The organism is Faecalibacterium intestinale (assembly GCF_040096575.1).
GTDB classification, from domain to species: Bacteria; Bacillota; Clostridia; order Oscillospirales; family Ruminococcaceae; genus Faecalibacterium; species Faecalibacterium intestinale.
Genome location: NZ_JBBMEN010000012.1, coordinates 43,041 through 56,453, shown reverse-complemented (window position 1 = coordinate 56,453; position 13,413 = coordinate 43,041). Strand labels below are relative to the sequence as shown.

The 13,413-nt window shown below is 60.7% G+C and carries 11 protein-coding genes; 8 read left to right on the top strand and 3 right to left on the bottom strand.

The features are described from left to right. Window positions 1–191: 191 nt before the first annotated feature. The 3 genes from WMO20_RS09315 to WMO20_RS09305 all read right to left on the bottom strand — a co-directional run bounded on the left by WMO20_RS09315 (window position 192) and on the right by WMO20_RS09305 (window position 2,685). The gene (locus WMO20_RS09315) at window positions 192–845 is read right to left on the bottom strand and encodes a DUF4830 domain-containing protein (RefSeq protein WP_349186631.1); all 654 of its coding nucleotides are present in this window, start codon (window positions 843–845) and stop codon (window positions 192–194) included. A 148-nt stretch (window positions 846–993) separates the two neighbouring features. Continuing rightward, window positions 994–1,230 carry a hypothetical protein gene (locus tag WMO20_RS09310; protein ID WP_349186628.1) on the bottom strand — a complete coding sequence of 79 codons (237 nt, stop codon included), beginning with the start codon at window positions 1,228–1,230 and terminating at the stop codon, window positions 994–996. A gap of 27 nt (window positions 1,231–1,257) precedes the next feature. Further along, the gene (locus WMO20_RS09305) at window positions 1,258–2,685 is read right to left on the bottom strand and encodes a GH25 family lysozyme (protein WP_349186625.1); all 1,428 of its coding nucleotides are present in this window, start codon (window positions 2,683–2,685) and stop codon (window positions 1,258–1,260) included. Window positions 2,686–3,076: 391 nt separating this feature from the next. Here WMO20_RS09305 and WMO20_RS09300 point away from each other — a divergent pair, with 391 nt between their 5' ends. The 8 genes from WMO20_RS09300 (at window position 3,077) to argF (ending at window position 13,121) form a co-directional block, all read left to right on the top strand. Further along, a complete protein-coding gene (locus WMO20_RS09300) occupies window positions 3,077–4,135 on the top strand; it encodes a PTS sugar transporter subunit IIC (RefSeq protein WP_113992470.1) in 1,059 nt (352 codons plus the stop codon). 663 nt (window positions 4,136–4,798) lie between these two features. Then, window positions 4,799–6,031 (top strand): argininosuccinate synthase, encoded by a 1,233-nt coding sequence (locus WMO20_RS09295; RefSeq protein ID WP_349186618.1) that lies wholly within the window; start codon window positions 4,799–4,801, stop codon window positions 6,029–6,031. Window positions 6,032–6,165: 134 nt separating this feature from the next. Continuing rightward, window positions 6,166–7,566: an argininosuccinate lyase gene (argH, locus tag WMO20_RS09290; protein WP_316540084.1), complete on the top strand. Its 1,401-nt coding sequence runs from the start codon at window positions 6,166–6,168 to the stop codon at window positions 7,564–7,566. Beyond that, complete coding sequence (argC, locus tag WMO20_RS09285; RefSeq protein ID WP_316540083.1) at window positions 7,563–8,504, top strand: N-acetyl-gamma-glutamyl-phosphate reductase; 942 nt, start codon at window positions 7,563–7,565, stop codon at window positions 8,502–8,504. The genes argH and argC overlap by 4 nt, the downstream gene beginning before the upstream one ends. 33 nt (window positions 8,505–8,537) lie before the next feature. Continuing rightward, window positions 8,538–9,767: a bifunctional glutamate N-acetyltransferase/amino-acid acetyltransferase ArgJ gene (argJ, locus tag WMO20_RS09280; RefSeq protein ID WP_349186613.1), complete on the top strand. Its 1,230-nt coding sequence runs from the start codon at window positions 8,538–8,540 to the stop codon at window positions 9,765–9,767. A 16-nt stretch (window positions 9,768–9,783) separates the two neighbouring features. After that, complete coding sequence (argB, locus tag WMO20_RS09275; protein WP_055186682.1) at window positions 9,784–10,638, top strand: acetylglutamate kinase; 855 nt, start codon at window positions 9,784–9,786, stop codon at window positions 10,636–10,638. Window positions 10,639–11,007: 369 nt separating this feature from the next. Then, window positions 11,008–12,210, top strand: a complete 1,203-nt coding sequence (locus WMO20_RS09270) for an aspartate aminotransferase family protein (RefSeq protein WP_113992464.1) — start codon at window positions 11,008–11,010, stop codon at window positions 12,208–12,210. Continuing rightward, a complete protein-coding gene (gene argF / locus WMO20_RS09265; RefSeq protein WP_349186612.1) occupies window positions 12,207–13,121 on the top strand; it encodes an ornithine carbamoyltransferase in 915 nt (304 codons plus the stop codon). The genes WMO20_RS09270 and argF overlap by 4 nt, the downstream gene beginning before the upstream one ends. The last annotated feature ends 292 nt before the right edge of the window (window positions 13,122–13,413 follow it).

The window sequence follows — 13,413 nt, the reverse complement described above, 5'->3', positions numbered from 1 at the left end:
CCGTCCCGGTATTTTTGCACCGTTTCATATTGCCGATTTTTACAAGAATTTTTTGTTATATTTGAACATACGGATGCGACAAAAATCCGTGTTTTGTCTAATTTTTGTCGAATCGTTTGTAAAAACTAGGCAGTTTGTGCAACTGCCGGACAAGAGCTTAAAAAAGGTCGTTTTTCCCCCGGATGCCGTCCCTATTCCACGGGGTACCCTTCTGCGTCCAGCGGCAGCTCGGTGTAGGGCGCTGCCTGCGGGGCGGCTTCGGGCGCTGTCTCCGGCTCGCCGGAGGTCTGCTGTGCGGTGCTGTCGGTCAGCTGCTCATCGTGCCGCTCGCCCCAGTCGCCGCTGTAATCCTCGCCGGAGGTCTGCTTTGCCAGCTCGTTCTGGGCGTCCTGCAGCCCCAGCACCGTGCCGGAGGGCTTTTCCAGCAGATACGCGCCCACGGCTTTCTTTTTGTACACCAGCAGCACCCCGTAGCGGCTGGTCTCGCCGCTGCTTGCCGCCGGGAGCAGCGCCGACCATTTTTCCACCGTTTTGCCCTTGTAGCGGGCAAGATCCATGCCGCTTTGCTGCACCACCCCGTTGAAAGCGGAAAAGCTGTCGTCCCACTTGCGGGGAATTTTGACCTTATCCGCCGTAATGGACGCGCCGTCCACCTCCAGCCCGTAGCCGGTGAACCATGTCTGGATGTCCTGCGCGCTCTCGATACGGTTCACCGGGGCAGCTACTGCCACCGTCCGGGTACTGATGAATCGTCCCAGCATGGCGCTGAACACCACCAGTGCGCAGCACGCCGCCCCTGCTCCCAGTTTTTTCAGGCTCGTCTTGCTCAGTGTTACCACAAACATATCCCCATGCCTCCCCGCCATTTGCGCTTGCATACTCTGCCACCAGCTTATGCACAAAAACAGGGGAGTATGCCCTGTTTTTGCGGCAGGGGGGACGATTTAGAATGTGCTCCGCTGCGCTCTGCACATCATCAGCGGAATAATTATTTTAAATTTCGCGTTTGTCGCGCTCTGCGGAGCGCTCCAAACGCATTTTCACGAGTGGGGTCGTAAAGACAAGCAGCAGATGTTTACCGATTTGTCCCTCCCTGTGAAAAAGGGTTTCAGGAAAGTCCGCAGACTTTCCTGAAACCCAAAATAAAAAATATTCTTTCCGCTGAATATGGCCAAAGCGCACGCGGCGGCCATTTAAAATCGTCCCACGGCAAGAAAAAAACTGCTGCACAGAGCGTGTGCAGCAGCCTTTGGGTTGTTACCCGATATAGCTGATATTGGCGTCCAGCTCGCCGCTGTAACCGTTGATGCGGGCTTTCTCGGTGCCCTGCCACAGATCACAGCCGATGGGGCTGGAGGAGACGCCGTAGTGGGCGTTCCAGATGGTGTAGCGGCTGCGCAGGGTGTTGTAGTCCACCCGCTTGCGGTACCATGTGGTGGAAGCGTACACGCCGGGCTTGTAGCCCAGCTCCTTTACCCGCTCGCAGAAGGCGATGGCGCACTTGGTGCGATCCTCAACGCCCAGACCGTCAGCGCGACCGGTGCCGCCCGGAGCGGTGGAAGCCTCGGTGTCATAGAAAATGGGGTAGTCCAGCATCCGGCCGTTCAGCGCCCAGTTGCAGCCCTCGGCCTCCTCCTGCGCTTCGGCCTCGTTTACGGCCTGCGTAAAGAAATACACGCCCACCTTCAGTCCCGCGTTGCGGGCATTGGTGAAGTGCTCTTCGAACATGGGGTCCTTGACCAGGTTTCCCGCAGCACCGTAGCCACGGTAGCCGATGCGGATGATGACGAAGCTCACGCCGGATTTTTTGATCTTGTTCCAGTCCAGCCCGGACTGATACTTGGACACGTCGATGCCAAAGGTCACGTTGTCCTGCTTTACGCCGTTGGCATCAAAATAATACAGCTTGCCGTCAATGGAGCGCAGACCGGTGACCTTTTTGTTGGTGTCCTGCGCGTAGTAGTAGGTCTTGCCGTTCTCGGTGCGCCAGCCGGAGTAGGCGGGTTCTTCTTCCTTGTCTTTGGTGCCGAACAGCCAGTTGAACAGCCACCGGAAAAAACCGTTTTCATCGGTCAGGTCGATGCACTGTGCTTCGGCATCCTCCAGCGCGCCGGAATCCAGTGCCTGCTGGATCTGCTCCGGGGTCAGCAGCACGCTGCCCTCCGGGGTGTGCTGGCTGGCGGTGTCGTTCTGGGCGGTGCCGTCCGCTGCGGGAGCCTGCGGGTCCTGTGCGGCCAGCTCCGGGGTCTCCTCCAGCAGCATGGCGGGGGAGTTCTCCTCTTCCAGTGCGGCGTCCCCGGCGGGCTGCGCCGGGGCTTCCGGTGCTTTGGCGGTTTCTTCCGGTGCAGACGGGGCGGTTTCAGTGGTTTCCGGCTTTTCTGTCTGTTCCGGGGCGGGCGCAGTCTGCTGCGGCTGTGCGGCGCTTTCTGCTGCCGGCTCCGGGGCGGCGGTCACTGTGCTCTCCGCTGCTGGAGCAGGGTCGGCTGCTGCCGGGCTGCTTGCCTGCGGTACCTCGGCGGTGATGTGGGGCACGACTGCACCCACGGTCAAAGTCTCCGGCTGTGCAGACAGCAGGGTCGCTGCCCCTGCGCCGCCCACAGCCAGAACCAGCGCCATGGTCAGCGCTGCAACGGCTGCCGCCGCTTTGCGGCGGGCTGTGCCGGATCGGTCAAATCGTTTTTTCATCTGTCGTCTCTGCCTCCGAATCTCCCGGTGGTGCAGCGTAGCGCTGCCCGGGTCTTTGCCCCCTTGCCCGGGGCGGGCCTGCTTTTATTCCACGCCGCCCATGGATTCAGGATAAAAAGGACGGCGGATGATAACTTTACGTTTCCTTTAGTATACACCCGCACGCGGGGAGCAGTCAACGGCACAGCGGGCTTCTACACAAATTCTCCACCGGGGCAGTGTGTCGGAAAATGTTCCAAATGGAATACGTTCCGGCAGGGCAGAACATTGCACAAAGCCGAAATTTCACATTTTTTCCAGCAACCCCTTGCTGTCTTGACAGGTGTATGGTATGATACAGGGCATACGTTCGTAACTTTAACGATCTGTTTTGGATAGAAAGGCAAGTTTTATGTCGAAGCTGAAAGAATTTTTGGCGCGGAAAGATATCGTCATCTCTCCGCAGCGTTACCTCATTGACGCGTTGGGCGCAATGGCACAGGGTCTGTTCGCCAGCCTGCTGATCGGCACCATCATCAAGACGGTGGGTCAGCAGACCGGTCTTGCCCTGCTGGTGGATCTGGGCGGCTACGCCACTGCCATGAGCGGCCCCGCCATGGCCTGTGCCATCGGCTGGGCACTGCACTGCCCGCCGCTGGTGCTGTTCAGCCTGATCACCGTGGGCTACTCGGCCAATGCGCTGGGCGGCGCAGGCGGCCCGCTGGCTGTGCTCATCATTGCCATTGTGGCGGCAGAGCTGGGCAAGGCCGTGAGCAAGGAGACCAAGGTGGATATCCTTGTCACCCCGCTGGTGACCATCTTTGCGGGCGTCGGGCTGTCCATGCTCATCGCCGCCCCCATCGGTGCAGCCGCAAGTCAGGTGGGCACCCTGATCATGTGGGCCACCGAGCAGGCTCCGCTGGTCATGGGCATTCTGGTGTCGGTCATCGTGGGCGTGGCGCTGACCCTGCCCATCTCCTCCGCTGCCATCTGCGCCGCACTGGGTCTGACCGGCCTTGCAGGCGGCGCTGCCGTGGCAGGCTGCTGCGCCCAGATGGTGGGCTTTGCCGTGATGAGCTACAAGGAGAACGGCGTGGGCGGCCTTGTCAGTCAGGGTCTGGGCACCAGTATGCTGCAGATGGGCAACATCATCAAGAACCCCCGCATCTGGATCGCCCCCACGCTGGCCAGTGCCATCACCGGCCCGCTGGCTACCTGTCTGTTCCACTTTGAGATGAACGGCGCGGCGGTGTCCTCCGGCATGGGCACCTGCGGTCTGGTGGGTCAGATCGGCGTTTACACCGGCTGGGTCAGCGACATTGCCGCCGGTACCAAGGCCGCCATCACCCCCATGGACTGGGCTGCTATGGTGCTGCTGTGCTTTGTGCTGCCCGCCGTGCTCAGCGTGGTGTTCTGCGCGGTGGAGCGCAAGCTGGGCTGGATCAAGGAAGGCGATTTGAAGCTGAACTAAATAGTTATAGTTAAACCACCGGAGCATCTGCGGATGCTCCGGTGGTTTTGTTTGTAGGGGGACGAACTCCCCCAGTCACGGCTGCGCCGTGCCAGCCCCCTCTGGGATGGGGCCTTTGGCATGGTGGCACAGTTTCCGGCTAAACCGCAAAGTTTGCCGCTACCGCTGAAGCCTTCACCCCTTGGGGGGAAGGTGGCGCGCAGCGCCGGATGAGGGGTAATTTGCCGTAAGCTGCTGCTTGCCTGCGCCCTCATCCGTCTGCTCACTGCGTTCGCATCCACCTTCCCCCGACCGGGGGAAGGCTTTAGCGCACCCATAAGCTTTATGGTTTGACCGCAAACTTTACCGCCGCGCCAGAGGCTCCCTCCCCGAGGGAGCTGGCAAAGCCGTCAGGCTTTGCCTGAGGGAGTCCCCGCAATACCCCATGAAAAAATACACTCAAATTGCATAAAAAGCGCATATATTTAAAAGTATTTGCATAAAGATACAGATTAAACCAAAAGAAAAGCGAAACGGGCGCTATGTTTGGCAGTTTTTAGCATTGACGGAAAACCCGCACTGCGTATAATAAAAGCATCAACCGCAAACGAAAGACAGAGGATGCGAAGGGAAATGCGCATCAGAGAACAAAAGTGTATTTTTATTAAAAGGAGCGCGTTTATCATGAAAAAGGAAAACATCAAAAAAGTCGTGCTGGCTTACTCCGGCGGTCTGGATACCTCCATTATCATTCCCTGGCTGAAGGAAAACTACAACAACTGCGAGGTCGTTGCTGTTTCCGGTGACGTGGGTCAGGGCACCGAGCTGGACGGTCTGGAAGAAAAGGCCAAGGCTACCGGCGCATCCAAGCTGTATGTGCTGGACCTGAAGAAGGACTTTGTGGAGAACTACATCTTCCCCACCCTGAAGTTCGGCGCGAAGTACGAGGACTACCTGCTGGGCACCAGCTTTGCACGTCCGTGCATCGCCAAGGCGCTGGCAGACATCGCCATCAAGGAGGGTGCAGATGCCATCTGCCACGGCTGCACCGGCAAGGGCAACGATCAGGTGCGTTTTGAGCTGACCCTCAAGGCACTGTGCCCGGATATGGCCATCATTGCTCCGTGGCGTGAGTGGGACATCGAGAGCCGTGACGAGGAGATCGACTACGCCGAGGCGCACAACATCCCCCTGAAGATCAACCGTGAGACCAACTACTCCAAGGACAAGAACCTGTGGCATCTGAGCCACGAGGGTCTGGATCTGGAGAACCCCGCCAACGAGCCCCAGTACAATAAGCCCGGCTTCCTGGAGCTGGGTGTCAGCCCCGAGCAGGCACCCGATGTTCCCACCTATGTGACCATTCACTTTGAAAAGGGCATCCCCACTGCCGTGGACGGCAAGGAGATGGGCGCTGTGGAGCTGGTGGAGTACCTGAATAAGCTGGGCGGCGCAAACGGCATTGGTCTGCTGGACATCGTGGAGAACCGTCTGGTGGGCATGAAGAGCCGCGGCGTGTACGAGACCCCCGGCGGCGCCATCCTGTACAAGGCCATCGACGTGCTGGAGACCATCACGCTGGACAAGGAAAGCTCTCACTTCAAGGCACAGCTGGCACAGAAGTACGCCGACATCGTGTACAACGGCCAGTGGTTCACCCCGCTGCGCGAGGCACTGGATGCCTTTGCCGACAGTCTGGAAAAGACCGTGACCGGTGATGTGAAGCTGAAGCTCTACAAGGGCAACATGATCAACGCCGGCGTCACCTCTCCGTTCACCCTGTACGATGAGCAGACCGCTTCCTTCGGCGTCGATAAGGATTACGACCAGTCCGATGCCACCGGCTTCATCAACCTGTTCGGCCTGTCCATCAAGGAGCGCGCAAAGCTGTCCAAGAGCTGGCCGGAGGTCAAGTAATCGCAACATTTTCGACTGCGTGTGTTTTCACACTTTCACACGCGGGTTCTCACACCGGCATCGTTGCCGGCGGCACCGCCGCAGGAGCGTTTTCCCCTGCGGCGGCTTTGCCGTTTTTATAAGGAGTTTATATTATGGCAGAACAACTCTGGAAGGGTCGGTTTTCCAAGGCGGTGGACAGCCGCGTCAACGACTTCAACTCCTCCATCCGCTTCGATCAGCGGATGATCGCGCAGGATATGCGCGGCAGCGGCGTCCATGCCGCCATGCTGGCACGGCAGGGCATCATCTCGGAGCAGGACTGCACGGATATCCTCAGCGGTCTGGCCTCCATCGCGGACGACCTGTCCAGCGGTGCGCTGACCATCGACCCCGCCGCCGAGGACGTGCACACCTTTGTGGAGCAGACCCTGACCGCCCGCATCGGGGATGCGGGCAAGCGGCTGCACACCGGCCGCAGCCGCAACGATCAGGTGGCGCTGGATATCCGCCTGACTTTGCGGGATTACAGCAAAACTTTGCAGGCTTACATCGTGGAGCTGGTGCGGGTGCTGTGCAAAAAGGCTGCGGAGAATACCGCCGCCGTCATGCCCGGCTATACCCACCTGCAGCGCGCCCAGCCCATCACCTTCGGCCACGCGCTGATGGCCTACGCTTCCATGCTGCTGCGCGACCTTGACCGTTTTGCGGACGCCACCGCCCGCATGGACAGCCAGTGCCCGCTGGGCTCTGGCGCACTGGCAGGCACCACCTACCCGCTGGACCGGGATTTCACCGCCGAAAAGCTGGGCTTTGCCGCCCCCTGTGCCAACAGTCTGGACGGCGTGTCCGACCGTGATTTCTGCATCGAGCTGGCAAGCGCCATCTCCATCTGCATGATGCACCTGTCCCGCCTTTCGGAGGAGATCATCCTGTGGTGCAGCTGGGAGTTCAAGTTCATCGAGCTGGACGATGCCTTTACCACCGGCTCGTCCATCATGCCCCAGAAGAAAAACCCGGATGTCACGGAGCTGATCCGCGGCAAGACCGGCCGCGTGTACGGCGACCTGAACACCCTGCTGGTGATGATGAAGGGCCTGCCGCTGGCCTACAACAAGGATATGCAGGAGGACAAGGAAGCCATCTTTGATGCAGTGGATACCTTGGAACTCTGTCTCAAGACCATCACCCCCATGCTGGATACCATGAAGACCCTGCCCGCCAATATGCGCCGCGCCGCCGCAAAGGGCTTTATCAACGCCACCGACTGCGCCGACTACCTGACCAAGAAGGGGATGCCCTTCCGGGATGCCTACAAGCTGACCGGCTGCATGGTGTCGGACTGCATTGCTGCCGACAAAACGCTGGAAGAGCTGACCCTGACCCAGTTCCAGACCTACAGCCCGCTGTTTGAGGACGATATCTATGATGCCATCGACCTTGTGCACTGCTGCGAGGGACGCACCAGCTACGGCGGCCCCAGCGCCGCCAGCGTCCAGCGCCAGATCGCGCTGGCAACGGCGCGGCTGGACGCATGGGAGGAGGAAAACGCATGAAGGTAAAGGTATTTATTGATGGCTCTTCCGGCACCACCGGCCTGCGCATTGCCGACCGTCTGGCAGCCCGCCCGGAGATCGAGCTGCTGTCCATCTCCGCCGAAGGGCGCAAGGACGTGCACGAGCGGGCAAAGGTCATCAATTCTGCCGACCTTGCCTTCCTCTGCCTGCCGGATGCAGCTTCTAAAGAAGTCATGCCCCTGCTGCGCCCGGACGTGAAGGTGCTGGACACCTCCACCGCCTTCCGCACCGATGCCGCATGGGACTACGGATTCCCGGAGCTGAAGGGGCAGAAGGCAAAAATTCAGAACTCTTACCGCGTGGCGGTGCCCGGCTGCTATGCCAGCGGCTTTATCAGCATTGCCCGCCCACTGGTGGAGCTGGGGCTGGTGGCAAAGGACTACCCCTTCAGCTGCACCGGCATCTCCGGCTACTCCGGCGGCGGTAAAAAGATGATCGCGGACTACGAAAGCCCCGACCGCCCGGCGCACAGCAAGCTGGATGCGCCCAAGAGCTACGGCCTGAGCCTTGGCCACAAGCACCTGCCGGAGATGCAGAAGATCAGCGGCCTTGCGCACACGCCGATGTTCGTGCCGGTGGTGTGCGACTACTACTGCGGGATGCAGGTGCTGGTGCCGTTGGACCTTGGCCTTGCGGGCACCACTGCCGAAGCCGTAGCTGCCGCCCTTGCGGACTACTACAAGGACGCTGCCACCGTCAAGGTGCACGGCCTGAACGAGCCGCTGCCGGAAAACGGCCTGTACTCCAATGCCATGGCGGGCACCGACCGTATGGAGCTGTACCTGACCGTGAACGCCGCCGGAGATCAGATGATGCTGGTCTCGCTGTTTGATAATCTGGGCAAAGGCTCCTCCGGTGCCGCCGTCCAGTGCATGAACCTGATGCTGGGTCTGGAAGAGACCAAAGGGTTGGAATAAACTTGTTTTTCTTTGTGGGAAAGGAAAATCGTTATGCAGTATAAGGAAGTTGCGGGCGGCATCTGCGCGCCCAAGGGTTTTGCCGCCGCCGGTGTCCATTGCGGCATCCGGGCAAATCACAGCGAAAAATACGATCTGGCGCTGATCAAGGCCGAGGTGCGCTGCGCTGCTGCGGGCGTGTACACCACCAACAAGGTCTGCGGTGCGCCCATCAAGGTGGACCGCGCCCATCTGGCCGATGGCTATGCACAGGCCATCGTGGTAAACAGCGGCAACGCCAATACCTGCGCCGCCAACGGCGTGGCACTGGCCGAGGAGTGCTGTGCACTGGTGGGCAAGGCGCTGAACATGGACGAAAAGGACGTTCTGCCCGCCTCCACCGGCGTCATCGGTCAGCCCATGGTCATCGACCCCTTTGCCCGGGGAATCCCGGCAGCGGCAGAAAAGCTGGCTGCCACCGCGCAGGGCAGCACGGACGCCGCCACTGCCATCATGACCACCGACACCCATAAAAAGGAGTACGCCATCCAGTTCGAGCTGGGCGGCAAGGTGTGCACTGTGGGTGCCATCGGCAAGGGCAGCGGCATGATCGCCCCCAACATGGCTACCATGCTGGCGTTCTACACCACCGACGCCGCCGTCTCGCCCGCGCTGCTGGAAAAGGCGCTCAAGACCGTTGTGCCCGGCACCTATAACCAGATGAGCGTGGATCTGGACACCTCCACCAACGATACCCTCATCATCATGGCATCCGGTCTTGCGGGTAACCCGGAGATCTGCGAGGAGAACGCGGACTACGCCGCCTTTGTGGCAGCGCTGACCGCCATTGCAGAGCATATGTGCGCCGAGCACGCCGGAGACGGCGAGGGTGCCACCCACCTGATCACCTGCGAGGTGACCCACGCGCCCGACCTCAAGACCGCCCGCGCCGTCAGCCGCAGCGTGGTCTGCTCCAACCTGTTCAAGGCGGCGGTCTTTGGCCGCGATGCCAACTGGGGACGCATCCTGTGCGCCATCGGCTACACCCCCGGCGATTTCTCCATTGATAAAGTCTGCGTCTGGCTTTCCAGCAAGGCGGGCGAGGTGTATGTGTGCGAGAACGCCGCCTACCACCCTTACAGCGAGGACGAAGCCGCCAAGGTGCTGGCAGAGCACGATATTCTGGTCAAGGTGGATATGGGCACCGGCGATGCAAGCGCCAAGGCATGGGGCTGTGACCTGACCTACGACTATGTGAAGATCAACGGCGATTACAGAACCTGACAGGAGCGCGAAACAGATGAAAAACGAAGAAATGGCGCGGCTTTTTTCGGAAGCCACCCCTTATATCCAAAAGTACCATGGCAGAACCATGGTCATCAAGTACGGCGGCAACGCCATGATCAACGAGAGCTTGAAAAACGCCGTGATGAACGACCTTGTCACCCTGACGCTGCTGGGCGTGCGGGTAGTGCTGGTGCACGGCGGCGGCCCCGCCATCAACGAGATGCTCAAGAAGGTGGGCGTGGAGAGCCATTTTGCAAACGGTCTGCGGGTGACGGACGATGCCACCATGGAGATCGTGCAGCAGGTGCTGGCCGGTAAGGTGAACAAGGACCTTGTGGCAAAGCTGCGCGGGCGCGGCGTGGGTCTGTGCGGCATGGACGGACAGATGCTCCGCTGCACCGAGCTGGACCCCCAGCTGGGTCATGTGGGCGAGATCGTCCATGTGGACGCCACCCTGATCGAAAGCCTGCTGGACGGCGGCTTTATCCCGGTGATCGCCACCGTGGGCATGGATGACCTCGGGCAGGCGTACAACGTCAATGCGGACACCGCCGCGGCGCAGATCGCCATTGCCCTCAAGGCGGAAAAGCTGGTGTCCATGACCGATATCGCGGGTCTGCTGCGGGATAAGGAGGACGAGACCACCCTCATCCCCGAGGTGGAAGTGACCGAGATCGAGGGCTACAAGTCCGCCGGCATCATTGCGGGCGGCATGATCCCCAAGATCGGCGGCATGGCGGATGCCATCTATCAGGGCGTGCACGAAGCGGTCATCATTGATGGCCGCGTGCCGCACTCCATCCTGCTGGAACTGTTCTCCGACCGCGGCTCCGGTACCCGCTTCTACCGCCGCAGCCACCGCGAATAAAAAGATTGCGCAATCGCCGGCGGAAAGTTATAATAAAGGCAACGAAACCGCTCCGCTGCTGCGCGGCGGTTGGCATAATGCTGATGCTTTTATTTTAGCGGGCTCGCCCTCTCCGTCACCTGCGGTGACACACTCCCCCTTTTGTCGCTGCGCGACATCTTCCCCCGGTGCGGGGGAAGTCTTTCCTCAAAGGGAGAGACCTTGGCAAAGAGATGAAGTTTGCATGGACTGCCAAGGGCTCCCACTTTGGGGGAGCTGGCATCGCGCAGCGATGACTGAGAGGGCGAGGACGCTGCCCGTGTGCAGCAATGTTCCGAGCGTCAGCCGCAAGGCTTTGCGCAATCGCTCCATGTTACAGGAGGTACACCTATGGATTCTGAAAAAGTCATCAAGCGGGACAACGAGTACGTCCTGCACACCTATAACCGCAGCCCCATCGTGCTGGAAAAAGGCCACGGGCTGTACGCCGAGGGCCCTGAGGGACAGAAGTATCTGGACTTCACCAGCGGCATCGGGGTAAACAGCCTTGGCTACTGCGACCTTGCATGGGCAGAAGCCGTGTCCCAGCAGGCACACAAGCTGCAGCACACCTCCAACCTCTACTATACCGCACCCTGCGGCAAGCTGGCGAAAAAGCTGTGCAAGCGCACCGGCATGAGTAAGGTGTTCTTCGGCAACTCCGGCGCCGAAGCCAACGAGGGCGCTATCAAGGCCGCCCGCAAGTACAGCGTGGACCATTACGGCAAGGACCGCTACAATGTCATCACGCTGGTCAACAGCTTCCATGGCCGCACCCTTGCCACCCTGACCGCCACCGGGCAGGAGGTGTTCCATAACTACTTCGGCCCCTTCAACGAGGGCTTCCAGTACGTCCCGGCGGGGGATATCGAAGCGCTGCGGGAACTGGTAGACCGCCACACCTGCGCCGTGATGATGGAGCTGATTCAGGGCGAGGGCGGCGTGATGGCGCTGGACCCGGAGTATGTGCAGGCCGTGCGCGCTTTGTGCGACGAAAAAGACCTTGTGCTCATCGTGGACGAAGTGCAGACCGGCGTAGGCCGCACCGGCACCTTCCTGTGCTGCGAGCACTATAACCTCAAGCCGGACATCGTCACCCTTGCCAAGGGGCTGGGCGGCGGCCTGCCCATCGGCGCGGTGCTGATGAATGAAAAGGTAGCCGAGGGCATGGGCCCCGGTACCCACGGCTCTACCTTCGGCGGCAATCCGGTGGTATGCGCCGGAGCCAACGTGGTGGTGGATCGTCTGGACCAGAGCTTCCTTGCACAGGTCAGCGAGCGCGCCGTACAGCTGCGCACCGGCTTGGCAAAGCTGCCCCACGTCAAGAACATTTCCGGCATCGGCTTGATGGTGGGCATCGAATTCTTTGACGTGCAGGCTGCGGATGTGCTGGCTGCCTGCCGCGAAAAAGGCTTGCTGGTGCTTACCGCAAAGACCCGGCTGCGTCTGCTGCCGCCGCTTACCGTCTCCGAGCACGAAGTAGACATGGCGCTGGAGGTGCTGGCCGAGGTGCTGGGCACGATGGAGCCGACCGCTCCGAAGGAGCAGGCATGAAAAATCTGCTGAAAATGGGCGACCTTTCCCCTGCCGAGCTGACCCATATTCTGGATGTGGCAGACCAGCTGAAAGCGGACTGCAAGGCAGGCCGCACCGAGCCGCTGCTGGCGGGCAAAAGCGTGGCGCTGCTGTTCTCCAAGGCATCCACCCGCACCCGCACCAGCTTTGAGGTGGGCGTGTACCAGATGGGCGGCCTTGGCAACTACATAAACACCGCCGAGCTGCAGGCCGGGCGTGGCGAGCCTTTGCGGGACACCGCCCGGGTGCTGGGGCGCTACTACGACTGCGCCGTTTGGCGCACCTACCGCCAGCGGGATTTGGAAGAGCTGGCGGAGCTTTCCGGCATTCCGGTGATCAACGGCCTTACCGACTACGCCCACCCCTGTCAGGTGCTGGCTGACCTGATGACCATCCGGGAGCGCCGGGGCACGCTGGCGGGGCTGAAGCTCTGCTTTGTGGGCGATGGCAGCAACATGGCAAACAGCCTGATCGTGGGCGGCTTGCTGGCGGGGATGCAGGTATCCTGCGTCTGTCCCCCGGGCTACCGCCCGGCAGCGGATGTGCTGATGTTTGCCCACGAATACGGCAATGCCTTCCACCTGACCACCGACCCCGCCGAGGGCTTGCGGGATGCGGACATTGTAGCCACCGCCGCGTGGAACACCACTGCCCCCGGCACGGCTGAAAGCGAGCAGCGTCTGCGGGATTTTGTGGGCTTCCAGCTCACCGGCCGTCTGCTGGAAAACGCAAAGCCGGGCGCGCTGGTGCTGCACTGTCTGCCCGCCCACCGGGGCGAGGAGATCTCCACCGCCCTGTTCGAGCAGCACGCGGACGAGATCTTTGACGAAGCAGAGAACCGTCTGCACGTCCAGAAAGCCGTGCTGGCGGTGCTGCTGGCGGGCAAATAAGCGGAAATTATACTTTATTATTGCAGTTCCGAAACGCCTGCGGGCGTTTCGGAACTGCTTTTTTACGGAAGAAGTCGCGGCGGCAAGCGGCATTTGCAGCGCTTGCTTCCTGCGGAAGCGGCGGCACTGCGGGAAGCAACCTCGCCCTCTCCGTCTGCTCACTACGTTCGCATCCACCTCTCCCAAAGCCGACAGGCTTTGACTGAGAGGGCGAGGACGCTGCGCGACCAACGGGAGCAGACGGAAGGGGTAATTTTCGAGGGAGCTGGCAAAACCGTCAGGTTTTGACTGA

Bases quoted from the DNA above. Each gene is read 5' to 3' on its own strand.
- WMO20_RS09315 (WP_349186631.1), bottom strand. From the start codon at position 845: ATGTTTGTGGTAACACTGAGCAAGACGAGCCTGAAAAAACTGGGAGCA.
- WMO20_RS09305 (WP_349186625.1), bottom strand. From the start codon at position 2,685: ATGAAAAAACGATTTGACCGATCCGGCACAGCCCGCCGCAAAGCGGCG.
- WMO20_RS09300 (WP_113992470.1), top strand. From the start codon at position 3,077: ATGTCGAAGCTGAAAGAATTTTTGGCGCGGAAAGATATCGTCATCTCT.
- WMO20_RS09295 (WP_349186618.1), top strand. From the start codon at position 4,799: ATGAAAAAGGAAAACATCAAAAAAGTCGTGCTGGCTTACTCCGGCGGT.
- argH (WP_316540084.1), top strand. From the start codon at position 6,166: ATGGCAGAACAACTCTGGAAGGGTCGGTTTTCCAAGGCGGTGGACAGC.
- argC (WP_316540083.1), top strand. From the start codon at position 7,563: ATGAAGGTAAAGGTATTTATTGATGGCTCTTCCGGCACCACCGGCCTG.
- argJ (WP_349186613.1), top strand. From the start codon at position 8,538: ATGCAGTATAAGGAAGTTGCGGGCGGCATCTGCGCGCCCAAGGGTTTT.
- argB (WP_055186682.1), top strand. From the start codon at position 9,784: ATGAAAAACGAAGAAATGGCGCGGCTTTTTTCGGAAGCCACCCCTTAT.
- WMO20_RS09270 (WP_113992464.1), top strand. From the start codon at position 11,008: ATGGATTCTGAAAAAGTCATCAAGCGGGACAACGAGTACGTCCTGCAC.
- argF (WP_349186612.1), top strand. From the start codon at position 12,207: ATGAAAAATCTGCTGAAAATGGGCGACCTTTCCCCTGCCGAGCTGACC.